The organism is Vibrio olivae (assembly GCF_042428525.1).
Classification (GTDB): Bacteria; Pseudomonadota; Gammaproteobacteria; order Enterobacterales; family Vibrionaceae; genus Vibrio; species Vibrio olivae.
In genome coordinates this window covers 1,486,795-1,509,138 of record NZ_JBHMEP010000001.1, presented here as the reverse complement: position 1 = coordinate 1,509,138, position 22,344 = coordinate 1,486,795, and the positions used below count along the sequence as shown (strand labels likewise).

Below are 22,344 nucleotides of genomic sequence, written 5' to 3'. Positions count from 1 at the left end.
AACACTATGGATAATTTTAATACAAACCCACTCTCAGCTGAGCAGCTGATGTTGGCAAAAATGGACGCGATGAGCGTACGTGCCACACCAGAATTTATGGTGAGCCAAAACCCGTTAGACGTGCAGGAAGTGAAACTGAATCAACCGATGACATTTTCAAACGCATTAACCAGCGTGCTTAACGTGGTCAATGAACACCAGTCCATCGCTAGTACGGCGATGACCGATGTTGAAACCGGTAAAAGTGACGATTTGGTCGGGGCGATGGTCGCGAGCCAAAAAGCGAGCCTGTCTTTTGATGCTTTGCTGCAAGTTCGCAACAAAGTCGTGGGCGCATTTGACGATATCATGAAGATGCCGGTGTAAAACATGTCTGACTTATCTACTCAAATTACAACCACCCCGTTACCTGCGACACCTACCCCTGTTTCACCGAATTTGGGCTCTGAGTCGATGACTCAGGTGACCAACAAAATTAAACAGTTGTGGTCGAGTAGCCAGCGTAACTTAGTGCTTTCTGCGGTGATGGCGGCGATCGTTGCCGCGATTATTGTTGTCGTGCTGTGGAGCTCTTCGCAAAGCTATCGTCCACTGTATGGTCAGCAAGAACGTTTCGATATCGGCGAAGTCGTATCGGTGTTGGAGACCGAAGGCGTTCGTTACCGTTTGCAGGAACAAAATGGCCAAGTACTGGTTCCGGAAGGTGAAGTTGCACGCATTCGTATGCTATTGGCGGCGAAAGGCGTCAAGGCTAAGCTTCCTACAGGTTTAGATTCTCTGGGCGAAGACAGCTCGCTAGGTACCAGCCAATTTATGGAGACTGCGCGCTATCGACACGGCTTAGAAGGGGAGTTAGTCCGTACTATCATTTCACTGAATGCAGTGACGAATGCTCGTGTGCATCTTGCTATTCCACGCCAGACCTTATTTGTACGTCAAAATGGCGAACGCCCATCGGCATCAGTCATGCTTGAGCTTAAGCCAGGGCAAGATCTTAAACCAGATCAAGTGGAAGCGATCATCAACTTGGTGGTCGGAAGCGTGACCGGAATGGCCGTTGAGCACGTGTCAGTGGTTGACCAATACGGGCGTTTGCTCAGTGCCGATGTTGGCTCAGAAACATCAGGTAAAGTGAATGCCAAGTTCTTGGAATACCAAAAAGATGTTGAGAAACAAATCATTCAGCGCGCTGCAGATATGCTGACGCCGATTGTCGGCCCGAGTAACTTTCGCGTTCAGGTTGCCGCAGATCTTGATTTTAGCCGCGTTGAAGAGACCCAAGAAGTGGTTGATAACAACCCAGTGGTACGCAACGAACACACAATTCAGAACAACTCTGTTGACCAAATTGCCCTTGGCGTTCCTGGTTCATTAAGTAATGAGCCGCCAGTGACGGGTGAGCGCGCAACCGATGACAGCGAAAACACCAACTCGCGTAACGAAGTAAATCGTCAATACGCAGTGGGTAGCAGTATTCGTAAAACTCAATACCAGCAAGGCCAGATCCGTAAGATCAACGTTTCTGTGTTGCTAAACCGTGAAGCGGCGCCAAACGGTGACGCGTGGACAGATGCTGAACGTACCGAGATTCAAACGATGCTCAGTGACGCGGTCGGCATTAACGCCGAGCGTGGCGATAGCATCAGCTTGATGAGCTTTAACTTCACGCCGGTAGAAATCGAAGCGCCGATGGAAATTCCATGGTGGCAAGATCCAACCGTGCAGCAGCCGTTGCGTTACGTTATTGGGGGGCTGCTTGGATTGGCGATGATCTTCTTTGTTCTGCGTCCACTGATCATGCACCTGACAGGCGCGGATCGCCGAGAGCAAGAGCTCGAAGCGCAAGAAGATATCGATCAAGAAGATTACGAATTGCAAACTCGTGAAGAGCGCGAACGTGAGGAAAACCTTAACCGCCGCTTGTCAGAGAAGGGCATTAGTTCCTCGACATCTGGATTGGATGTCAGTAATGAAATGCTGCCTGCACCAGGCTCTCCACTCGAAATTCAATTGAAACACCTCACACTCATTGCCGACGAAGAGCCAGAGCGCGTCGCCGAAGTATTGAAACAATGGGTGAATGTAAACGAGCACAGCGAAGAAGACGGACAAACAGATGCAGAATCAGACGCTTAAACCAGTAGAGCAAACCGCACTCGTCTTGCTTGGCATGGGCGAAGATGCCGCGGCGAAAGTATTACGTCACTTTAGCCGTGATGAAACCCAGCGCGTAACCAAAGCGATGGCAAAATTAAACGGCATTAAAAGTGACAATGCCAAAGTGGTGATTCAGCGCTTTTTTGAAGACTTTAGTGAGCAAAGTGGTATTCGTGGTGCATCGAAGAATTACCTGCGAAACACATTGCGTAAAGCGCTGGGCAACGATCTTGCCAAAGGGTTACTTAATGACCTTTATGGCGATGAAATTCGCAACAATATGCAGCGCCTTCAATGGGTTGATGCTGAAATGTTGGCGAAATTTATCAGTCAGGAACACCCGCAAATGCAGGCGATTTTTCTAGCTTATTTGCCGTCAGAAACCTCATCGTTGGTCCTTAAGCAATTGCCTTCTGACTATCACGATGAGTTGTTGTTCCGAATCGCGCGCTTACAGGATATTGACCACCAAGTCGCCACTGACCTCAATGATTTGATTGAGCGCTGCATTGAAAATATCTCGATTACCCAAAGCGCACCCGTTTCAGGTGTTAAACAAGTGGCTGATATTATCAACCGCTATGACGGTGACCGCGCAATGCTGATGGAAATGCTGCGTCTACAAGACGAGGAAATTGTCGGTCAAATCGAGCAGAACATGTTTGACTTTATGGTTCTCGGTCGCCAGCGCGAAGAAACGATGGACCGTTTGGTGCAGCAAGTACCGCTCGAACTGTGGGCCGTTGCGCTTAAAGGCGCAGAAATTTCTCTACAGCAAGCGATTAAACGCTCTATGCCACAACGTATGGTTAAGTCGTTGGAAGATGACATGCAGCTGCGCGGTGCGGTGGCACTTAGCCGCGTTGAGCAAGCTCGCCAAGAGATCATGCAGATTGTCCGCGAACTGTCTGATGCGGGTGAAATCGAATTGCTGCTCTATCAAGAGCCGACTGTGGAGTAATCGCCATGGGGGAGAAGAATTTGCGATTACCCAATAGTGGATATCGAATACATCGCTTTCCACCGCTAGCCCAGCCAAGTGTGGAAGAGCAAGCGGCGGAAGTGGTTAACGGAAAAGAGACTCAAGCTAATATTCAGCGTCAGCTGGAAGCGGGTTTTAAACAGGGGTTGAATCAAGGCCATGAAGAAGGTTTGCGTCAAGGTATGGCGCAAGGCATGCAACAAGGCCTAGCCGAAGGGCAAAAAGAGGGGTTCCAAAAAGGGTTTATGTCTGGCGAGCAGTCCGGTAAACAGACTTTTTTGGACGCTACGAAGCCAGTCAACGAGCTGTTTCAAACCTTATCTCGCTGGCAAAAAGAGCGTGAACAGCAGCAACGCCACATTATCTGCGAGTTGGTTCAGAAAGTGGCCCAGCAGGTTATTCGCGCCGAGTTGACCTTGATGCCCCAGCAGATCCTATCTCTGGTTGACGAAACCTTGCACGCAATGCCCGGTAAATCTGAACAAGTGACGGTGCACTTAAACCCACAAGATTTGGATCGTATTCGCCAAGTGAATGCAGAGTTGCCGAAAGAGTGGCGTTTAGTGCCGAACCCAGACTTACCCGTGGGGGGATGTCATTTGGAAACCGAACACGCCGAAGCCGATGCGAGCTGTGACTCGCGGTTAGAAGCGTGCATGGATAATGTGAAACAGCATCTACTGGATGAAACGACCGTGCCTTCTGTTACCGATCCAGAGATGACGTCACAAGTGGATATTGACGCTGAGGCGCAGCCTCAGGTGACACAGCAGGAGGTGTCTGAGTGAGCCAGGATGGCATGAATTCTCAATTAACTGATCGCTTAAACGATGCATTAGCTTCACTGGATTCTGTCCCCGTTGCGCGAGTAACGGGGCGTCTTGTTAAAGTGAACGGGTTAATGCTTCAGGCGGTCGGTTGCCGTTTTAAGCTCGAACAACGTTGCCTGGTCGAAACCGCGGAAGGCGACATGATTGAAGCGCAGGTGGTAGGTTTTGACCACACCATCGCTTATTTAATGCCGATTCGCCGTCTTGGCGGGCTGTTCGCTGGGGCCAAAGTGGTGCCACTTGATGGTGACAGCACGGTGCTTATTAGTCATCAATGGCTCGGACGCGTCGTCAATGGACTCGGTGAACCGTTTGATGATGGCCCTGCCTTTAAAGGTGGCGATCGTGTTTCGCTCGAACCTCGTGCCATCAACCCTCTAAAGCGCCGCCCGGTCGATACGCCGTTAGATGTTGGAGTGCGCGCCATTAATGGCTTGCTCACCGTCGGAAAAGGCCAACGCATTGGCCTGATGGCCGGCAGTGGAGTAGGTAAAAGTATTTTGATGGGGATGATCACGCAAAATACCGAAGCGGATGTTATTGTGGTGGGGCTAATTGGTGAACGTGGGCGAGAAGTGCGCGAATTTGTTGAGCGTAATTTATCGCCCGAGGCACGCAAAAAAGCGATTATGATCGTTGCGCCAGCCGATGAATCGCCACTGATGCGTCTGCGTGCAACGCTACTTTGTCACCGTGTGGCCGAGTATTTCCGTGATCAAGGCAAAGACGTATTGCTGCTTATGGACTCGCTGACCCGCTACGCCATGGCGCAGCGTGAAATTGCCTTGTCGTTAGGCGAGCCGCCAGCTTCTCGCGGTTACCCGCCATCCGTGTTCAGTATTTTGCCTCAGTTACTTGAACGTGCTGGAAACAGCGACAACCAACAAGGCAGCCTGACGGCGATTTATACCGTGTTAGCGGAAGGCGATGACCAACAAGATCCGGTGGTTGACTCGGCGCGCGCGATTTTAGATGGGCATGTGGTGTTGTCTCGCCAATTAGCGGAACAAGGTCATTATCCGGCGATTGACATCAATGCCTCAATAAGCCGCTGTATGTCAGCGTGTACCCAAGAGGTGCATACCACGGTGTCCAATCAGTTTCGTCAACTGTATTCGAACTACTTGCAGGTCAAGGAGCTGCTGCCATTGGGCGGGTATCAGCCAGGGCAAGATCCAGAGCTAGATCGCTCAGTACAAATGTACCCGCAGATGAAAGCTTTTCTCCAGCAGTCGGCGAATGAAGCGGTCGATTATCGAACCAGCCTGACTGAGCTCGCTCAGCTTTTTCAAACGCTTTAGGATATCAACCGAATGGACTCAAAAATTCAAGCTGTGGGTAAATTGCATCAGGTAGAAGAAAAGCGTCGTGATGATGTTGGGCTTCAGCTAGACGCGATGCGTAAGCAAAACCAACATCTTCAGCATCAAATGCAAATGCTCAATGACCTTAAACTGCATACTGGAGAATCGGCTTTTCGCACTCCAGTGTTAAACAGTGCCGCGTTGATGAACTTAAACCATGTTGACGAGATGCTGCAAAAGTTATTGGTGCATCACCGCCAGGAGCAGGCGGTGATGGAAGCCGAATGTCTCTCGGTGCAAAAACAATTAGAAGATAAGCACGCTCGCGTTAAAGGTTTAGAAAGTGTGCTTGAACGTTGGCAAAAAAAACAGAATTACGAGCGCGCCAAGCGAGAGCAGAAGCTGATTGAAGATATTATCAACTCCCGTCTTAAACAGCGCGACGTGCTGTGATGGGATGAATTACCCCAACGCATTGAGCGTCGCTGTGCGCTGAAAATCATCTAACTGCCGGCGATAAGGCTCAATATCACCAATGTGGCTCGCAACCCATTCGGGGCTAAAGTAAGTATCAAGATAACGCTCACCGCTGTCACACAGCAAGGTGACAATAGAGCCGCGCTCGCCGCGCTTCGCCATCTCGCTGGCCAGTTGTAGAGCGCCATAAACGTTGGTGCCCGTTGATGCGCCAACCTTACGCCCCAGTAATTGTTCTAACCAATAAACGGTGGCGATACTGGCTCTGTCTTCAACGGTTCGCATCTCATCAACCACACTCGCAATAAAACTAGGTTCCACACGTGGTCGACCGATTCCTTCAATTTTACTGCCGCTACTTAAGGTTAGGCGAGCATCTCCGCTACGATAAAAATCATGGAACACCGAGTTGAGAGGATCAACCACGCATAGCTTACTGGCATGTTTTTGATAACGAATAAAGCGGCCAATGGTCGCGGAGGTTCCTCCCGTACCGGCGCTCATCACAACCCAACTTGGTACAGGGAAACGCTCAAGTTGCATCTGGTCAAAAATCGCATTGGCGATGTTGTTATTGCCGCGCCAATCTGTGGCTCGTTCGGCATAAGTAAACTGGTCCATATAATGGCCACCAAGTTCGCGCGCCAAGCGATGAGACTCGGCATAAATTTGATCGCCATGGTCGACCAAGTGTGCTTTTCCGCCATAAAATTCAATTTGTTCGATTTTTTTACGTGCCGTACAGCTTGGCATTACGGCAATAAACGGTAAGCCAAGTAAGCGCGCAAAATAGGCCTCTGAAATAGCAGTGCTGCCCGAAGACGATTCGATAATGGGCGTATTCGGGCCAATCCAGCCGTTGCAGATGGCATACAAAAACAGCGAACGTGCCAGGCGATGTTTGAGTGAGCCGGTTGGGTGAGTACTCTCATCTTTTAGATAAATATCGATATCAGGCAAGCAAGGCAAATCTAGTTTTAATAAGTGAGTATCTGCTGAGCGTTGGTAATCGGCTTCAATGGTTTGAACGGCATCATTCATCCATTTATGGTCACGGCACATGATCTTTCCTCGATTCGATTTGAAACATGACGATAGAAATAATGTATCTGTGAATGAAGAGAAAAGCTTTGCAAAAATACCTATTATTACGCTTAAATGGAGAAAATTATTCTCCTAATGTTAGGTTTAGAAGAAATGGAAGTAGAGCGTTTATCATTGGATGCCACTGACCGAGCACTGCTCGCACTGCTGCAGCAAGATGGCACGTTATCACTCAGTGATTTGGCTGAGAAAGTGAATCTGACGACAACCCCATGCTGGAAGCGCTTAAAGAAGCTCGAAGAGAGCGGCGTGATAGAGAAGCGCGTTGCACTGCTGAGCCCTGAAAAAGTGGATCTTGCGTTTACCGCATTCGTCATGATTAAAACCTGTGATCATTCACATGATTGGTATCACCATTTTGTTGAGGTAGTGAGTGAGTTTCCCGAGGTGATGGAGTTCTATCGTATGGCAGGGGAGTTTGACTATATGATGAAAGTCCAAGTCAAAGATATGGCGTGTTTTGATCTGTTTTACAAAAAGTTGGTTAACTCAGTCCAAGGTTTATCTGATGTGACTTCAACTTTTGCCATGGAACCTCTCAAATACACCACAGCATTGCCATTGGTGCCTTAATCCGTGGCTCAGCACAATCGCTGAGCCAGCCTCTTGGAGTGTTATGATTTAAAGCGCATCACACCTTCTTGAACAGCGGTTGCGACTAAATCGCCCTGACGGTTGTATATTTCACCGCGTACTAAACCGCGCGTATTGCTGGCGGTCGGGCTTTCAATCACGTACAGCAGCCAGTCATCCATCTTAAATGGGCGATGGAACCAAATGGAGTGGTCAATGGTCGCAACTTGGAATTTTGGCGTCATTAAGGTCACTTGGTGTGGATGCAATGCGGTGACTAAGAAGCCCCAATCTGAGGCATAGCCCAGTAAGTATTGATGAATTAACTGGTCATCAGGCATTTCACCGTTGGCGCGAATCCACAAATATTGCTTTGGTTCTGCTTTCTCTGGCTTGAGAGGATTGACCACGGTGACAGGCCGCATTTCAATTGGCTTCTCACCACAGAATATTTTTCTTACTGCGTCGGGTAGAAGGTGAGCAATTTGCTCGGCAAGCTGAGATTCAGAAGCAAAATTTTCAGGGCCTGGAATATCTGGCATGGTGTTTTGGTGTTCAAATCCAGGGGTATCACCGTGATAGGAGGCGGTTAAGTAGAAAATCGGGCGACCGTTTTGTATCGCTTTCACGCGGCGCGTACTGAAACTTTTCCCATCACGTAAGTTTTCAACGTCATAAATAATCGGTTTTTCAGGGTCACCTGGATATAAAAAGTAACTATGGAAAGAATGCACAGTGCGGTCGTCTGCAACGGTATAACGTGCCGCAGAAAGGGCTTGACCGATAACTTGACCACCATATACCTGAGGTAAACCAAGGTTTTCACTCTGTCCACGAAACAGGCCTTTTTCCAGTCTTTCTAACTGCAACAGGTTCAATAAGTCGTCTAACGGCTTACCCATAATTGTTCCTCACTGATTTTCTGACATTTAACGTGCTGAGGTTAACATAAATCGCTGGAAACGCTATGCAAAGTCAAGATTGTGTTGGGAGGTTAAATTACTGTCAAACCCTTGCTGCGTCTCATGACAATGACTCAGGAGCTTCATATACTGCTTTTTAATGATTAAGAATTAGAGAGGCGTTATGAAAAAGACGTTCAAAGCAGTTATATCAATTGTGCTAGGCTTGACCCTGATTGGTTGTCAAACTTCCGATAGTGAAACCGCCATGAATAAAGTGGAAAGTATTAATGGTAGCTTAATGTACCGCGAGCGTTTCGCACTGCCTGATGATGCGGTCGTCACCGTAACTTTATCAGACGTCTCTTTAGCTGATGCGCCGGCCAAAATTCTCACCTCCCAACAGTTTGAAACGCGTGGTGCGCAAGTGCCTTTTAATTTTGAGCTTTTGTATGACCAAAGCCAAATTGATAGCCGCCACACGTATACCGTCAGTGCGCGGATTGAGGTGAACGGACGCTTACGCTTTATTACCGACACTCGCTACCCGGTGATTACCGATGATCGAGAAACCGAAAAAGTGAATTTGCAACTGATCGGTGTTAAAGGTTAATCGTAACGATACCGAACGGAATAATGAAACGGGGCTCATTCGTTGGTTTATCTATTCGATGTCAGGATTTTCCGAATTTTCCTGTCCTTCAATAAAGAATGAGTGACTATTTCTTTGTCATCATGATTTAAAAATGCCCTGTGCACGTAATGTGGCGCAGGGCATTTTTGTTTGTGGCTCACCGCTAGCGCTAGGCGCAGAGACAAAACCATGCGCTAAGGATGCCACTGGTAGGTGGTTAAATTCACTTTACCACTTGCGCTTACCGCAACCCCATCAGCGAGCAGTTCTCGGCGCTGGCGTATTAAATCTTCTCCCTTTAACGAAATTTTCCCTTGGCTATTGAGTACTCGAAACCAAGGTAATTTGCTGCCCTCAGGCAAGTTGCCCAGAGCCTTTCCCACCTGCCTTGCGTAGCCTGGATACCCGGCCAATTTGGCCGCTTCACCATAAGTGATGACTTTACCGGATGGGATTTGTTGAATAACAGCAAAGATTTGCGCCAAAAATTGATCCATACTTAAAACGTCCTAATTCATTTTTACCAAGGAACGGATGCTTCCATTCACTCGGTACGCTGCGCGATAGGCGGTGGAGATTCACTCTAGGTTGAATGAATCTTAACACCCTAAGTTGAGACACAGAATACCCATCGACGCAACGGATAGCGTCTGAGTGAAGTAAGAGCAAATAAAAGAGGGAAGGGCATGCTACTATCCACGTTTCAATTTATCGTCACTGCGCTATTGGCCATCGCTTGTGCGCGCTCGTTTAGTTTAAGTGAGGGAGAGGTGCCGCTGTTGGCGCTGATGATCCCGGCGCTATGGTTATTACCTAAAGCGAAAGTATCAGGGTTTGCCCTGCTTGGGGCGATGGGGGTGTTTGCGTTGACGCTGCCTGACCAGCCCGTCACCTTATCCGTGGTGGTGTGGAGTGTTTTTCCGCTACTGATGGTGATGTTTTCAGCGCGTAGTAATACGGTTGTGGTGGTGGTTTCCTCCATGGTGGTAATGACGCTTTGGATTGGCGTAATGGCGACTCAAGCAAACGGTAAGTTGGAAGGTAGCGCGTTACTTTCTCTCATTCAGCTTTTTTGTGTGGTGGTCGCTTGGTGGTCTTCTCGCCACTGGCAACCAACCCAAAACCGTCGCTGGTGGGCGCTTCTTTTACTTCTGCCTCTGTGGGTATCTCAGTGGTATTACGCGGTGATTCTGGCTTTATCGATTACTGTGATGTTTGCTGTGATGGAGCTTTTAAGCCGTGCCAAAAGTGAGCAGGTTGATTGGGGCAGTTTAATGTGTTGGACACTGCCAACGGTAGCCTTTGCATCCTTGATGGTGATTCCTGATACCGAGGTGCCTGATCCCGTGTTTGTCATTTGGCTGTGCCTGCTCGCGACGGCGTGGATGACAGACTATCTGATCTCAGAAGATGAAGAGAGTGATGAGTATTAGCTCGGTTTGTTTAAATGCTAATCAGTTGGGCAGGGTTCGAGTAATTTATTGCGCTCACCCCTTGCAATGCGAAGTGGGATAATGAATAATCCTCCCACTCTTTGGCGTTAAGCGCTTAAGGAACAGAATCTATGGAGGCCCTGGTCCTCCCGCAACAATAGCATGTGAACTCGGTCAGGTCCGGAAGGAAGCAGCCGCAGCGTGTGACTTGTGTGCCGGGATGTGGCTGGGGTCTCCACCCTTTCAAAGCCTACAATTTATTGTAGGCTTTTTTTATTCCTTTTATTTTTATATCACTCTATTCGCTAATAGCGTTGTTAGGCTAGCGATATCTTTAATTCACAAAGACATATTTAAGATTGTGTTTTTAATGTTTACTGATGGGATAACAAGCTCAACGTCTGAGTGGGGTTATCTTTAAATGTTTGTTAGTAACCCTATGATTTATAGCGCAATAAAATATAATCAAGAAATGAATATCTATTGTGGGTATATCGTGTATAGTAGCGATAGCTCAAGCAATGAGTTATTGATTAAATATTTAGTTCAAGATCTTCTCAGTTTTTCGATTTAATTCCTTCATCTTTATCCTGTGATAGCTTTTTCTTTATTCCTTATTTAGTCACATTATTTAGGCCTAATTAAGCGAATAAGATATATGTCAAATACAAAAATTGCTTTAGTAACATACATTAATAAAAAGCTTTGGACTTAAAAATCTCGGGCTGGCTACGAAGAACCGTTTGTTTTCTCGCTATCAATCGTGAAGGCTTCAAAACATCCGTGAAAGGTCAGAAATGCCCTCAGGACAAAGCTCGCTATCATGGCTCATCGTTAAATACCACCTTTATCTCCTCCAGTTCAGTTGTCACCTTTAACACATGGCGAAGGTTTCATGCGTGAAAACTATCTTTTCTCCAATGCCATCGACATGGCCTCATTTTTAGCTTTTATCAGTGCAGACTGCTTAGTGAAATGAAAAGCGATGGAGAAAGAGTTTGGAGGCGGTACATCTCTTGAGTAAGAGTGAAGGAAAGGGCGGGTATATTTTTGAGCACAAGAAAAACTGCGTATAAGGTTCAGATAGAAATGAGAAAACCAGTAAGAAAATCGAATAAAAAAATACAAAAAAATAACTTTGAAGAGCGATTTGCTCTTATGGTAGCAGAGTACCATAAAGCGAAAGAAGTTCTTGATTCAATGGAAGAAGGCTCTTCAGAGTATCTTATGCAGAAAAAAGTATGTGATAAGCTATTTGCGAATGCAGAACGGTATATTAACAAAAAGTAATATCGACACTGGTTTATGTCACTTTGATAAAAATCCCCTAGCGACATTGTGTTCTCTAGGGGATTTTTCTTGGTGCTGATTCACTCAGTTTAAAAACTGTAATTGATGGTAAGTTGGGCGCTCATTGGTTCACCGTAGCGGACGGTGTTGGCAGAGTTTAGGTAGCTGTAATATTTTTTGTCCAGCACGTTTTCAATATTTAATCTCATGGTGATATCTTTATTTAGTTGATAGCTGGCGATAAGATCAACCAGTGAGTAGGCTGGCTGACGAATATCATCAGAGGCATGAATCTCGCTTTGCCACCGCACATCTGCACCAACAGTTAACGCTGGTAGCCAATCAATCAACTGATATTGACTGGAAAACATGATTTGTTCGCGTGCAAACTCAGTGTTTACTTGGTGGCCGTCCTTATCTTCAGCGCGAAATCGTGAATAGCCTAGGTTAAAATCTAGTCCTTCGATTGGGCGGGCGAAGACCTGTAATTCTAGACCTTGACTGACAGTGCCTTGTACTGCTTTTTGCGCGGTTTCCAAGGTATTGGGAACCGTGTAGCCGACGTCGTCTTGCGCCAAATTATCTTGTTCAATCCTAAACAACCCTGCTGAAAGGCGAATGTCTTCATTGAGGTTTGATTTAAACCCGACTTCGTAGGTTTTACCTTCTATTGGATCAAGGTATTCACCATCGCGGTCTTGTGCATTTTGCGGTTCATAGATGGTTGCATAACTCGCATAAAGTCGAGTTTGATCGGTTAAATCATAAAGTAAGCCTGCGTAAGGCGTGACAATGCCGTCATCACCATAGGTAACATCACCGTAGTTCTCGCCTTTACGTTGCCAGTTGGCGATTCTAGCACCGAGTATCGCTTTAGTCTTTGGCGATAAGTGAACACGCGTTGCGGTATAGAATGCCAATTGAGTGGTCGAGAAATCGTATTCAGTGGTTGTATTCTGGGCCCAGCTAGGTTCTGTTAAGTTGCCTTTCCAAGTAAGGTAGTTATCAATCGGCGCGAACGCCGCTGGGTCCATTGCATAATACTGATTAAAATCTTCTAAATGGTTGTAGCTTAATCCCAAAATGAATTCGTGTTGCTGGCCTGCAGCGGGATATGTCCCGTTAAGCTTTAGATTAATACTATCCTGGCTGCTTTTACCTTCATTGTTATACGACCACGCGAAGAGACCTGACCCCTCCTTTTCTAATGCGCCTACGTTAATATTCGTCAGCTTGGCCCGCTGACTGTATTTCGTATGGCTATAGTTTGATTGCAGTTGCCATCCATTTGAGAATTGATGCTCATAGTTAGCATACACGCTGACATGTTCAGTATTCCAATAGTTCCAGTCGGTGGCCGCTGTCTTTGAGCGTGAAAAGTGGGTTGGCGTGTCATCCGAATAAACGCCAGGTAGGCCTCCCCATGATGCACCATCTCGATCATCGGCTTGATAGCTTGCGCCCAATCGAAGTAAGCTGGTATTGGTAAGATCTTGTTCAATGACCGCATAAAGCACTTTTCGATTACTTTCATAAAGGTCGACGAACGAATCTCCTTGCTCGTACTTTGTTACTATTCTGCCTCGCAGCGTACCTTCAGCATTTAAACCATGACTCATGTCCGCGACCACGCGTTGCTGATTCCAACTGCCGATAGAAGCGTGCACATTACCGATCAGATCGACACTATCTGCATGTTTTCGAACTAGGTTGATTGAGGCAGAAGGCTCGCCCACGCCAGTCGATAACCCCGTTGAACCGCGAACAACTTCCAAACGCTCATAAATAGACGTGTCAATTTGTGTTTGACCGCTAAAGCCGGCGGTATCGCCCCAACTATATGGCATACCATCAACTTGATAGCTGTTGATGACAAAACCTCGAGCTTGGAATTGATTACGTACATCATCGGTGTTGAGTGATGTAATACCAATAACTCGCTGTAGGACATCATCAACCGACGACAGATTACGTTGCTCGATATAGTGAGCGTCGAGCACCGTCATGGATTGAGGAGTTTCCTCTGGAGTCAAGGCTAACCCTGTGGTGTTACTTACTTCAGGGCTTGCCAACTCACTGCCTATCACGGTCACCGTCTCTTCGGCGGCCGCAAGGCACAGTTTAGGGATCAAAGCCAAACTCAAGGCAATGGGAGAGTATGTGAATCGTTTCACCGTCTAATTCCTTTTGTTTTATTCGATGGGAGAGTAAGCAGGCTTACTGATTGTCCATGGCAAGTAACGCGTTGGTAGTGACTTTGGCGATTCGCTCAATCGAACTCGCACTGCCAAAGGTCCAACAAGGTTCAATGGTCAAGAAATGCTTTTGCTTAACAAACGGCATGTGCTTCCAAAGAACGCTGGAAAACAGCTTTTGCTCTTCAACAAAAGGGCGGATATAAATCAGAACCTGACTCCCGACTGAGGAAAGTTGTTTGAGGGGGACATGAGTGACGCCATAAGCCGTATTCTGGGTTGGAATGGCGGGTGAGATACCAAGCTTTGATAGCGCGTATTCAACGGACGAGTTCTCTCCATACACGGCCGCTGTAGTGGTGTTTAAAAAATGCACCAGCGTGACTTTCGGAATACCATCAGCAAAGTGTTGTTCAAGCTTTTGTTTCCAGGTGTTTATCTGAGCATCTCTTTGTTTCAGCACGAGCTTGGCTGTTTCGGTTTTGCCGACGGCTTTCGCGATTTCAAGAAAGTGCCGGTCAATGGCTTGGCCATTGTCATGTTGTGCGTTAAAGGTATCGAGAGTAAGCACTTGAGCGTCAACTATCGATGAGAGGTCAACATTGCGTCGAGAACTGGACACAATCAAATCAGGTTGTAATGCATGTATTTTTTCTAGATTGGGTTCTGCTCTTGTGCCGACATTGACCACATTTGTGGGCAACTGGGGCTCTTTTACCCAATCGTTATACCCTTGACGGTCTGCGATACCGATGGGCGTAATACCTAATGCCAGCAGAGCTTCTGCAGACGACCAAGTAAGCGCAACCACTCGTTTTGCCGACGGTGAACTCACGGATTCTTCCGCGTAAACGGCAGAAGGTAAGGCAAGAATGCTAATGATAAAGAGTAAAAAAAACGATTTGATGCGTGCCATCACTTGAAGCCTTTCAATAAACTTGAACAGAATAAACCGACTAGAGAGAATGCTTCCCAAGGCATGTTCCAATGTGGGACAATGATTTCCTGACAGAGATGCATCTCATTCTCATTTAATTATTAATGAGATGCAATGTACATGATCAGTCAGTGATATTATTATCGTTAGATTGACAATTAATACGGATAATCAGCCATCTTTATCAATATCCAATCCCTCAACCTCACCCAAACTCAAGAAACCCCTTGGCATGAACACTCATTTGGACAGCTGTATTGGCTAAAAAATGGCATGATCAATGTCGAAACGGGTAAAGCGGAATGGGCTGTGACTCCTGGCTCCGTGGGTTGGACGCCAAAGGATTGCTCGCACAAGGTAAAAATATTCTCATCGGTACAAGTTTATGTGCTGAATTTAGACTATTCCGAAGCGGACGGATTTCCAGATGAGCCAGGTGTCTACGGGGTGAATACGTTTCTTGGCGCACTACTGCAAAAATCTAGCGAGCTCGATGATGAGAGTTATCCATCAACTTATATGTCGCATTTAGTGGCGCTGTTAGGCTATGAGATCGCGAGTTTAGAAGAACTCCCTCTAGGGTTACCGTTACCGTTAGACCGCCGGGCTCGCAATATTGCCGATCAACTAATGAAATGCCCATCAAGCGAGTTAACCCAAGAACAGTTAGCCTCTCACTGGGGAGTCAGTGTTCGAACCTTAAGTCGCATTTTCATTAAACAGACTGGGATGACATTCAGTCAATGGCGTCAGCAATCGAAAATCATTACATCGTTAAAATTGATTCAAGAAGGTTTAACGATTGCTGAAGTGGCAGAACGTAGCGGCTACAGCAATGTCAGCGCCTATATTGAAGCGTTTCGTCAGCGGTTTGGTGAAACGCCAGGCAAGTTCCAATCTAAAGCGTTGTAACATTGGTGCAAGTTTTAAGTTTGATACTGTGGGTGGTTGAATAGGGCGGTCAGCCCGTGAGCCAGAGTCACCCGCCAGCTAAAATAGTCATGTCCGCACGCCACTTCTTCAAACGTCACTCGGTAGCCGCGTGTTTTCAGCGCGCTGACCAGTTTTCGATTGGTTTCAAGAATTTCATAAGATTTTGGCTTTATTTCAAATAGACCTGCATTCATGTAGATGTCTATCGGCTGTGTCGGCTCTTGGACGATGATATCTGCAAACCAGTGCTCCGGTTTGGTGACTGCTTGAGGTGAAGTTTGTGGCGCCCACCAAAAAGATCCAGACTGGCTAAGCACTTTGCCAAACTGTTCGGGGTATTTATACGCAATGTATAACGAGGCTAAGCCGCCAAAGCTTGAGCCGGACAAAATCGTGTTTTTCGCATCCGGGCGGATATTAAGGCTTTCGCACAGCCATGGTTTAAATTCGGTGGCGAGGAAGTTAGCAAACGCGGTATTGGGCGTCAGTTCTTGAGCGCGCAATTTGGGGCTTGGCGTATCGATAAACACGGCCCGCATCGGTGGAATTCGCCCCTCTGCAATTAAGTTATCCAAAATGACAGGAGTCGGTACTTTACTGAGGTATTCACTGCCATCAAATAAAATTAGCAACGGTGAGCTTGCATCGAGGGGGTATTTAGTGTGTGGCTGATACAAATGCACAGTGCGAGTATTATTTAACTGCTGACTGTAGTATTGAAGCTCTTTGACGCTGCCTTTGGGGGAGCGATGTTCTTCAATTGTCGAATCACTGGGGGCTTGGGCTAAGGTTAATGTCGACGCAGAGCCAAACAAAGCGTCACCGTGGTTAAATTGAGGCTGGTGGTTTTTGGGGTCAACCTTAATGGTCGAAAAGGCCGCGAGATACTGTTCCGTCCAATTATTGTCGGCTAGTTGAGGAACATTCACCGCGATGCGGTATGAAAAGCGGCTGCTATTTGGTATCTCATAACTCTTAAACCAGATATTACTATTTGGAATTTGTGCCAATTGTACTTGGCCATCATATGGCGCTCCCAAAACCAGCACATTTTGCGTCGAGGTGTCACCTTGATAGAGAAACGTGACAATGGTGTTATTGCCATCGCTTTCTTCAATTAGTGGGGTGCCACGTTTATCCATGAGGGTCCAAAACGTTGTCTCGGCGATGGCATCATGTTGGGCGATCCGCTGCGCGGTACGAAACAGTAGTGGGCTAATGATCGTGTGGTTGGGAGATAGGTATTGGTCATTTTTGAGCGGTACCGCGTGCAAGGCAATGGTCACACAAGTGCGGACTTCAGGCTGCGGTACGAGATGAAAGATATAATGATCAGCATGGTCAAGATACAAAAAAACTTCAGCTTCTTGTTCACCATTTTGTATTAATTGGCGAACCGTACTGCCCGAACTATCAGTGACGTAAATCGCTTGGATAGGGTTATCACTCACAATCGACCCACGGAAATAGCTAGGAGCATCGATGTATTGTTTCCATTGAGAATGCGTTGTGATCGTGAAGTGTTGATGCATTTCTACCGCCGTTATCCAATAAGAGCTATCACAGAACAAGCCGTGAGTCAGAAAGTGGTGCGTTTATCCAAAGAGTCGCCATTATCAAGAAAATACCGATGGTTGTCATTGATAACTGCTGTTTGGAGCCTATCGACGACAAAACCTTCGGCATCGATTGCCATCGAAGACGACATGGCTCAGGCCAAGCCACACTAGGTATTGATTGTTGACTACCTAGCGGCAGTTTCTCGCGATAAGAGACCGACTCATTTAGATCTATACGACACAAATGCTCAATTCAATAAGCGTTGAGCGCGCGGTTATTGTGTTGGTCGCTCTGACATTAGTGGGCCTCACAGGTAGCAGAGGCCGAGTGTATTGCTCTGTGGCACGAAAAAAAGGCGTGTAAGTTAGCACGAGGAAAACGCCCTTGAATCTCGATGGTCCTGTTAAAAATTAACCTGTTTTTCAATTAAGAAAACTTATATTTTTCTCGAATTTATTGACTAAACTCAATGAATGCGTTTAGCTCCTTACTCCTGATAACAAAAAACAAACACAGGATCTTATTTATCGTGATATCGGTGAAGATGAAAACGTCATTCTAGCCGCTTACCCCCGCATAGGAATGACGCTTAGTTACCCCATTTTTGGTCGATATCCAATTCACTATTATTACGGAGATATTCTTCTATGGAATATACAGCATTAAGCAACAACCTTAAGATGCCTATGGCTGGCTTTGGTGTTTTTCAGGTAACCGACAAAGAAGAGTGTAAAGAATCCGTCCTTGCAGCGATTCGCACTGGTTACCGTCTAATTGATACCGCGGCAGTGTATGGCAACGAAGATGCCGTTGGTGAAGCTGTACGTGAAGCGATTGAAGAGGGGCTTTGTACTCGTGAAGAGTTGTTTATTACGTCAAAACTCTGGGTGCAAGATATGGCTAATTACGATATGGCCAAAGCGGCGATTGATGCATCTTTGAAAAAATCAGGATTAGAGTATTTTGATCTTTACCTATTGCACCAAGCGATGAAAGATTACTTCAGCGCGTGGCGTGCTCTTGAGGATGCTTATGAAGAAGGCAAACTTAAAGCGATTGGTGTCTCCAACTTCTATGCGCATGTATTGGCGAATTTCTGTGAAACCGTCAGAATTACTCCAATGGTTAACCAAGTAGAATTGCATCCTTACTTTGCTCAGCCTGCTGCGCTTGAGACCATGAAGCACTATAACGTTCAACCGGAAGCATGGGCGCCACTGGGTGGCGGTCGTTATCAACCTTTTGAAGATGAAATGCTTCAAGGCATTGCTGCAGCACATGGTAAAAGTGTGGCACAAGTGATTCTTCGTTGGAACGTACAACGCGGTGTGACTGTGATTCCTAAGTCAACCAAACAGCATCGAATTGAAGAAAACTATGCGATTTGGGACTTCTCTTTAACGGATGAAGAGATGGAACAGATCACCTCTCTAGATCTAGGCTACGTAGGCCCAGCGGTTAAGCACTTTGACCCAGAGTTTGTTCGTGGTTGCCTCAGCGTTAAAATTCACGAATAACCTTGCTGTTGATTTGATGCGTTGATCAAATCTCTTTCGCCCCTAGCTAAGTCTAGGGGCGAGCGACCTCTTCTCTATTTTCCTTTATCAGAACCACTCAACTCAGTTTTAGTTTTCCACCTTGGTAATGAAATGCTGAAATAATCATCATTTTTGTCAATTAAAACAACGATATCAGCAATGTCAGAGAGCGATGATATTCACGCTTTTCAACAAGCAATTTGTCAGTTTTAGTTAAACTGAATTTTTGCTCCCAATCATTGTTTGTTTCTCTGGGCATTTGGTTTCATTCATTCTAATTATTTGTGTCGTCAATCTTTTATAAGAAATTTATAGCATATGGTGTATCTATAAATTAATCGCAAAGAAAACACAAATAGGTAAAAGGAATGAAGACACTAAATCAACGAACTATGAAGTCATTAGCGCTTGCCGTTTCAATGATGGCTGGCAGCGCCATGGCGAGTGTTCCAGCACTCAGCGTCAGTGGGAACCAGATTCTTAGTGGTGGTGAAGTCACCAGTTTTGCTGGTAACAGCTTTTTCTGGAGTAATACAGGATGGGAACAGGAGAAAATGTACAACGCCAATGTGGTGAAGTGGCTAAAGGATGATTGGAAATCTTCCATTGTTCGAGTTGCGATTGGCGCTGATAACAACGGTTCTTACCTCGAAGATCCTAATGGTAACTTAGCGCGCGCATACACGGTGATTGATGCGGCGATTGAAAATGATATGTATGTGATTATCGATTTTCATACCCACCATGGCGAAGATAAAAAAGCCTCAGCTATCGCATTTTTTGAGCAGATGGCAACCCGCTATGGTGATAATAACAACGTTATCTATGAGATTTATAATGAACCACTGGCGGTGAGTTGGTCAAACGTCATTAAGCCGTACGCTCAAGATGTGATCTCGGCTATTCGTGCCATTGACCCTGATAACTTGATTGTTGTGGGTACGCCAAACTGGTCACAAGACGTTGATGTCGCCTCGCAAGATCCTATCAGCGGCACAAACATCGCGTATTCTCTGCATTTCTATGCGGGTACGCATGGTCAATTCTTGCGTGATAAAGCGGCAACGGCCCTTAATAATGGTATTCCGTTGATGGTGACGGAGTGGGGCGCGGTGAATGCTGACGGAAATGGCGGCGTGGCACAAAATAGCGTTGATCAGTGGGTTGAGTTCTTAAAAACCAACAACATCACCAACCTCAACTGGGCGGTGAGCGACAAAAATGAAGGCGCGTCAATCATCAAGCCCGGGGTTAATCCGCAAGGTAATTGGTCAGCCAGTGACCTCACCGCGTCAGGGAGTTACGTCAAGAACATTATTGCCAACTGGGGAACTGAAGTTGAAGCCGGCGATGATGATACTGGCACAGACACAGGGGAAGATTCATCGAATGATGGCTCTTCAGATTCCGGCTCAAATGATGACAGCGGCTCGAATACGCCAAGCTCCGTCACTTGTGAGCACGTGATTACGTCCAGTTGGCCAGGAGGTTTCCAAGGCGCCATTCGTATTACCAACCATGGAAACAACACCATCAATGGCTGGAATGTAAACTGGTCTTACGGCGACGGTACAACCATTACACAGAGTTGGGGCTCAAACTTATCTGGTTCATATCACGCGAGTAATTTGGCATGGAACGCGGCCATTGCGCCTGAGCAAAGCGTTGAAGTCGGCTTTATTGGCAACGGAAACGGTGATGCTTCCGCCGTGACTGGGGATGTGTGTCAGTAAGCTTCAATTTGACGTAATAAAGCCGCGCAAGTCGCGGCTTTTTCGTGGTTGTTGCTATATTCGCTTCGGCGCTTCTCTTGGTGGTGACTTGCGGAGTACAAGCCTTATTTGTGGCCGACATTCAACATGCTAATAAAGCGTGAACCAATCAAAGTTCGGATTGCCGACGGTGACGTCTATGCTCAAGGAGTGAAGCCCCGCCGGTAGAAAGAGGCGAGATTGGCGCTGCGTCCAGTAATATGAGCTACCCGTCGCCCATAGTGGGATCGTCATTTTTTGCTCTCCATCGACTGATACCGTGATTTCTGAATACTCTTTGCCAGAGTAACTAAAGAGTAGAGAGTAATCTTCTGAATGTTCGGTATTAATTTGGAATGTGAGCTGCTTTTTGGTCGCTTGAATATCAGAAAATAGCTGGGTTTCAACCACAGGGCCCGTTGAGCTTACACGATGCTTAAAGCCTCGTAGTGAGCGAGCATATTCAGCTTGTAATACACTGGGCAGCAGGGTGTAGTCATCGTGATGTTGAATACCTTGATATAGCTTTCCCAACGTTGACCAATAACCGGGCGCATCCAGAAGATCAACATAGGGCCAAGCCGATGAACTGTGAGTGCTACGCCCGACAAACCATGCGTATCGAAAGACTTGTTGGCTATTATCCATCCAGCGTACGATATCAGCCATGTAATCCATTTGCTGCTCTAAGGTTTCAGTTTGCCCTGGAGCATCGAAATTCCATTCTGTTATCCATATCGGTTTACCATAACGCTGATAAAAGTGATTAATATACTGTTTGAGTGCGTCAGGGTCAGCCATATAAGCATGAACGGCGATGTAATCAACTTGGCAATCTGAGCACGCTTCAAAGAAAGCATCGAGATATTCAAATGGGTTACCATCATCGTCGGTGTTGGGAATATCAACGTCACCAGGGCTGTAGTTCACGGCGGGGCTGACAAGTTGTAAGCCATAATCGCTGGCGATCGTTTCAAGTCGAGGCCATAAATCAGCGCCTTGCTGGGGCGTTAAGTTAGCTTGATCGACAAAGTTTGGCTCATTAAACCCCAGTAGATATTGCACACTTGGATGTCCATCGAGGTAGTTTCTTAACCAGGCTTCATTGAAATCGCCGTTCAGCGCCATAGGAACAAATTCAACCCCTTGGTTACTTGGCGCGCGATCTTTGATATACGTCGGTTCGCTACTCCAGTTATACCACCATGAAATTCGATGTTTCATGATGCTCAAATCTTCTTCAAATAGCTGTGTTGTGGCGATGCCGCGTTTAATTGTCTGGCTACAAGCGGGTGTGATATGGGCCAAAGCCATGCTCATCATCAGTACTAAATAAGTTAATATTTTCATTATTACCTACATTAAATGTACTGTTATAGCATGATGCTTTTTTGTTATGTGATGGTGGTGTAAGCAAACTTTATATTTGACGTTTTGTTCAGGGTAGGTGATCAATTTTTGGATCGAAATCTAAATTTGTATTGCCTATAACACGTGTGATGGACGACCACTTTTTAGTTATAAGGGGTGAGCACGCTTTTTAATTAATCTGTCAATGGGGCTTATTGCTGATAATAATCCTGATATTTTGATCTGATTTATTATTTATCAGCCTTTGTTTGTAAAATTAATGTCAATTTTTAGAAAGTTTAGTGTCGATTTGAGCCAATAAAATCCCTTTCTTATTGATTTTGTTATTAATTTTATGGGTTTTGTTTCATATTTACCCTGCGGTTGTTTAATT

General features: G+C 46.3%; 20 protein-coding genes and 1 other RNA gene. 14 read left to right on the top strand and 7 right to left on the bottom strand.

Translation table 11 applies throughout. The features are described 5' to 3' along the window. Window positions 1-6: 6 nt before the first annotated feature. From fliE to fliJ, 6 genes are read left to right on the top strand one after another with little or no spacing between them, the layout of a single operon-like run. Window positions 7-366: a flagellar hook-basal body complex protein FliE gene (fliE, locus tag ACFFUV_RS06865; protein WP_390190707.1), complete on the top strand. Its 360-nt coding sequence runs from the start codon at window positions 7-9 to the stop codon at window positions 364-366. A gap of 3 nt (window positions 367-369) precedes the next feature. Then, window positions 370-2,136, top strand: coding sequence for a flagellar basal-body MS-ring/collar protein FliF (fliF, locus tag ACFFUV_RS06860; protein WP_390190706.1), 1,767 nt, complete (start codon window positions 370-372; stop codon window positions 2,134-2,136). Further along, window positions 2,117-3,118, top strand: a complete 1,002-nt coding sequence (locus ACFFUV_RS06855; RefSeq protein ID WP_390190705.1) for a flagellar motor switch protein FliG — start codon at window positions 2,117-2,119, stop codon at window positions 3,116-3,118. The genes fliF and ACFFUV_RS06855 overlap by 20 nt, the downstream gene beginning before the upstream one ends. A gap of 5 nt (window positions 3,119-3,123) precedes the next feature. Next, window positions 3,124-3,927: a flagellar assembly protein FliH gene (gene fliH, locus ACFFUV_RS06850; RefSeq protein ID WP_390190703.1), complete on the top strand. Its 804-nt coding sequence runs from the start codon at window positions 3,124-3,126 to the stop codon at window positions 3,925-3,927. 11 nt (window positions 3,928-3,938) lie between these two features. After that, entirely contained in the window at window positions 3,939-5,270 is a 1,332-nt protein-coding gene (fliI, locus tag ACFFUV_RS06845; protein ID WP_390190702.1) for a flagellar protein export ATPase FliI, read from the top strand. A gap of 12 nt (window positions 5,271-5,282) precedes the next feature. Beyond that, window positions 5,283-5,726, top strand: a complete 444-nt coding sequence (gene fliJ / locus ACFFUV_RS06840) for a flagellar export protein FliJ (protein ID WP_390190701.1) — start codon at window positions 5,283-5,285, stop codon at window positions 5,724-5,726. A 9-nt stretch (window positions 5,727-5,735) separates the two neighbouring features. Here the strand turns inward: fliJ and ACFFUV_RS06835 are convergent, their stop codons facing one another. Further along, window positions 5,736-6,812, bottom strand: a complete 1,077-nt coding sequence (locus tag ACFFUV_RS06835) for a PLP-dependent cysteine synthase family protein (RefSeq protein ID WP_390190700.1) — start codon at window positions 6,810-6,812, stop codon at window positions 5,736-5,738. Window positions 6,813-6,947: 135 nt separating this feature from the next. Here ACFFUV_RS06835 and ACFFUV_RS06830 point away from each other — a divergent pair, with 135 nt between their 5' ends. After that, window positions 6,948-7,427 (top strand): Lrp/AsnC family transcriptional regulator, encoded by a 480-nt coding sequence (locus ACFFUV_RS06830; protein ID WP_390191872.1) that lies wholly within the window; start codon window positions 6,948-6,950, stop codon window positions 7,425-7,427. A gap of 41 nt (window positions 7,428-7,468) precedes the next feature. On the opposite strand, the gene tesB is transcribed toward ACFFUV_RS06830, so the two are convergent. Then, a complete protein-coding gene (gene tesB / locus ACFFUV_RS06825; protein ID WP_390190699.1) occupies window positions 7,469-8,329 on the bottom strand; it encodes an acyl-CoA thioesterase II in 861 nt (286 codons plus the stop codon). 184 nt (window positions 8,330-8,513) lie between these two features. Here tesB and ACFFUV_RS06820 point away from each other — a divergent pair, with 184 nt between their 5' ends. Then, window positions 8,514-8,942 (top strand): YbaY family lipoprotein, encoded by a 429-nt coding sequence (locus ACFFUV_RS06820; RefSeq protein ID WP_390190698.1) that lies wholly within the window; start codon window positions 8,514-8,516, stop codon window positions 8,940-8,942. Between the two features lie 215 nt (window positions 8,943-9,157). Here the strand turns inward: ACFFUV_RS06820 and ACFFUV_RS06815 are convergent, their stop codons facing one another. Further along, window positions 9,158-9,460, bottom strand: coding sequence for an MGMT family protein (locus ACFFUV_RS06815; protein WP_390190697.1), 303 nt, complete (start codon window positions 9,458-9,460; stop codon window positions 9,158-9,160). 189 nt (window positions 9,461-9,649) lie between these two features. On the opposite strand from ACFFUV_RS06815, the gene ACFFUV_RS06810 reads away from it, so the two are divergent. The 3 genes from ACFFUV_RS06810 to ACFFUV_RS06800 all read left to right on the top strand — a co-directional run bounded on the left by ACFFUV_RS06810 (window position 9,650) and on the right by ACFFUV_RS06800 (window position 11,686). After that, entirely contained in the window at window positions 9,650-10,396 is a 747-nt protein-coding gene (locus tag ACFFUV_RS06810; protein WP_390190696.1) for a VP0952 family biofilm-associated protein, read from the top strand. A gap of 138 nt (window positions 10,397-10,534) precedes the next feature. Then, an RNA gene (gene ffs / locus ACFFUV_RS06805) (signal recognition particle sRNA small type) lies at window positions 10,535-10,631 on the top strand. 854 nt (window positions 10,632-11,485) lie between these two features. After that, on the top strand, window positions 11,486-11,686 hold the full coding sequence (locus ACFFUV_RS06800; RefSeq protein WP_390190694.1) for a hypothetical protein: 201 nt from the start codon (window positions 11,486-11,488) through the stop codon (window positions 11,684-11,686). Window positions 11,687-11,775: 89 nt separating this feature from the next. On the opposite strand, the gene ACFFUV_RS06795 is transcribed toward ACFFUV_RS06800, so the two are convergent. Beyond that, window positions 11,776-13,860: a TonB-dependent siderophore receptor gene (locus ACFFUV_RS06795; protein ID WP_390190693.1), complete on the bottom strand. Its 2,085-nt coding sequence runs from the start codon at window positions 13,858-13,860 to the stop codon at window positions 11,776-11,778. A 43-nt stretch (window positions 13,861-13,903) separates the two neighbouring features. Further along, a complete protein-coding gene (locus tag ACFFUV_RS06790) occupies window positions 13,904-14,797 on the bottom strand; it encodes an ABC transporter substrate-binding protein (protein WP_390190692.1) in 894 nt (297 codons plus the stop codon). A gap of 294 nt (window positions 14,798-15,091) precedes the next feature. Between ACFFUV_RS06790 and ACFFUV_RS06785 the strand changes: the two genes are divergently transcribed. After that, window positions 15,092-15,730 (top strand): AraC family transcriptional regulator, encoded by a 639-nt coding sequence (locus ACFFUV_RS06785; RefSeq protein WP_390190690.1) that lies wholly within the window; start codon window positions 15,092-15,094, stop codon window positions 15,728-15,730. Between the two features lie 14 nt (window positions 15,731-15,744). Here ACFFUV_RS06785 and ACFFUV_RS06780 read toward each other — a convergent pair whose 3' ends face one another. Further along, window positions 15,745-17,283 (bottom strand): alpha/beta hydrolase-fold protein, encoded by a 1,539-nt coding sequence (locus tag ACFFUV_RS06780; RefSeq protein ID WP_390190688.1) that lies wholly within the window; start codon window positions 17,281-17,283, stop codon window positions 15,745-15,747. A 675-nt stretch (window positions 17,284-17,958) separates the two neighbouring features. Here ACFFUV_RS06780 and ACFFUV_RS06775 point away from each other — a divergent pair. Together ACFFUV_RS06775 and ACFFUV_RS06770 are read left to right on the top strand one after the other, a co-directional pair. Continuing rightward, the gene (locus tag ACFFUV_RS06775) at window positions 17,959-18,828 is read left to right on the top strand and encodes an aldo/keto reductase (RefSeq protein ID WP_390190687.1); all 870 of its coding nucleotides are present in this window, start codon (window positions 17,959-17,961) and stop codon (window positions 18,826-18,828) included. Between the two features lie 389 nt (window positions 18,829-19,217). Then, the gene (locus ACFFUV_RS06770; RefSeq protein ID WP_390190685.1) at window positions 19,218-20,582 is read left to right on the top strand and encodes a cellulase family glycosylhydrolase; all 1,365 of its coding nucleotides are present in this window, start codon (window positions 19,218-19,220) and stop codon (window positions 20,580-20,582) included. Window positions 20,583-20,711: 129 nt separating this feature from the next. Here ACFFUV_RS06770 and ACFFUV_RS06765 read toward each other — a convergent pair whose 3' ends face one another. Beyond that, the gene (locus tag ACFFUV_RS06765; protein WP_390190683.1) at window positions 20,712-21,950 is read right to left on the bottom strand and encodes a glycosyl hydrolase; all 1,239 of its coding nucleotides are present in this window, start codon (window positions 21,948-21,950) and stop codon (window positions 20,712-20,714) included. Window positions 21,951-22,344: the final 394 nt, after the last annotated feature.

What these genes read in the sequence shown, in the direction of transcription:
- fliJ (WP_390190701.1), top strand. Translation starts at nt 5,283, where the DNA reads ATGGACTCAAAAATTCAAGCTGTGGGTAAATTGCATCAGGTAGAAGAA.
- ACFFUV_RS06855 (WP_390190705.1), top strand. Translation starts at nt 2,117, where the DNA reads ATGCAGAATCAGACGCTTAAACCAGTAGAGCAAACCGCACTCGTCTTG.
- fliH (WP_390190703.1), top strand. Translation starts at nt 3,124, where the DNA reads ATGGGGGAGAAGAATTTGCGATTACCCAATAGTGGATATCGAATACAT.
- ACFFUV_RS06815 (WP_390190697.1), bottom strand. Translation starts at nt 9,460, where the DNA reads ATGGATCAATTTTTGGCGCAAATCTTTGCTGTTATTCAACAAATCCCA.
- fliE (WP_390190707.1), top strand. Translation starts at nt 7, where the DNA reads ATGGATAATTTTAATACAAACCCACTCTCAGCTGAGCAGCTGATGTTG.
- ACFFUV_RS06785 (WP_390190690.1), top strand. Translation starts at nt 15,092, where the DNA reads ATGATCAATGTCGAAACGGGTAAAGCGGAATGGGCTGTGACTCCTGGC.
- ACFFUV_RS06775 (WP_390190687.1), top strand. Translation starts at nt 17,959, where the DNA reads ATGGAATATACAGCATTAAGCAACAACCTTAAGATGCCTATGGCTGGC.
- ACFFUV_RS06780 (WP_390190688.1), bottom strand. Translation starts at nt 17,283, where the DNA reads ATGCATCAACACTTCACGATCACAACGCATTCTCAATGGAAACAATAC.
- tesB (WP_390190699.1), bottom strand. Translation starts at nt 8,329, where the DNA reads ATGGGTAAGCCGTTAGACGACTTATTGAACCTGTTGCAGTTAGAAAGA.
- ACFFUV_RS06830 (WP_390191872.1), top strand. Translation starts at nt 6,948, where the DNA reads ATGGAAGTAGAGCGTTTATCATTGGATGCCACTGACCGAGCACTGCTC.
- ACFFUV_RS06790 (WP_390190692.1), bottom strand. Translation starts at nt 14,797, where the DNA reads ATGGCACGCATCAAATCGTTTTTTTTACTCTTTATCATTAGCATTCTT.
- fliI (WP_390190702.1), top strand. Translation starts at nt 3,939, where the DNA reads ATGAATTCTCAATTAACTGATCGCTTAAACGATGCATTAGCTTCACTG.
- ACFFUV_RS06835 (WP_390190700.1), bottom strand. Translation starts at nt 6,812, where the DNA reads ATGTGCCGTGACCATAAATGGATGAATGATGCCGTTCAAACCATTGAA.
- ACFFUV_RS06770 (WP_390190685.1), top strand. Translation starts at nt 19,218, where the DNA reads ATGAAGACACTAAATCAACGAACTATGAAGTCATTAGCGCTTGCCGTT.
- fliF (WP_390190706.1), top strand. Translation starts at nt 370, where the DNA reads ATGTCTGACTTATCTACTCAAATTACAACCACCCCGTTACCTGCGACA.
- ACFFUV_RS06810 (WP_390190696.1), top strand. Translation starts at nt 9,650, where the DNA reads ATGCTACTATCCACGTTTCAATTTATCGTCACTGCGCTATTGGCCATC.
- ACFFUV_RS06820 (WP_390190698.1), top strand. Translation starts at nt 8,514, where the DNA reads ATGAAAAAGACGTTCAAAGCAGTTATATCAATTGTGCTAGGCTTGACC.
- ACFFUV_RS06800 (WP_390190694.1), top strand. Translation starts at nt 11,486, where the DNA reads ATGAGAAAACCAGTAAGAAAATCGAATAAAAAAATACAAAAAAATAAC.
- ACFFUV_RS06765 (WP_390190683.1), bottom strand. Translation starts at nt 21,950, where the DNA reads ATGAAAATATTAACTTATTTAGTACTGATGATGAGCATGGCTTTGGCC.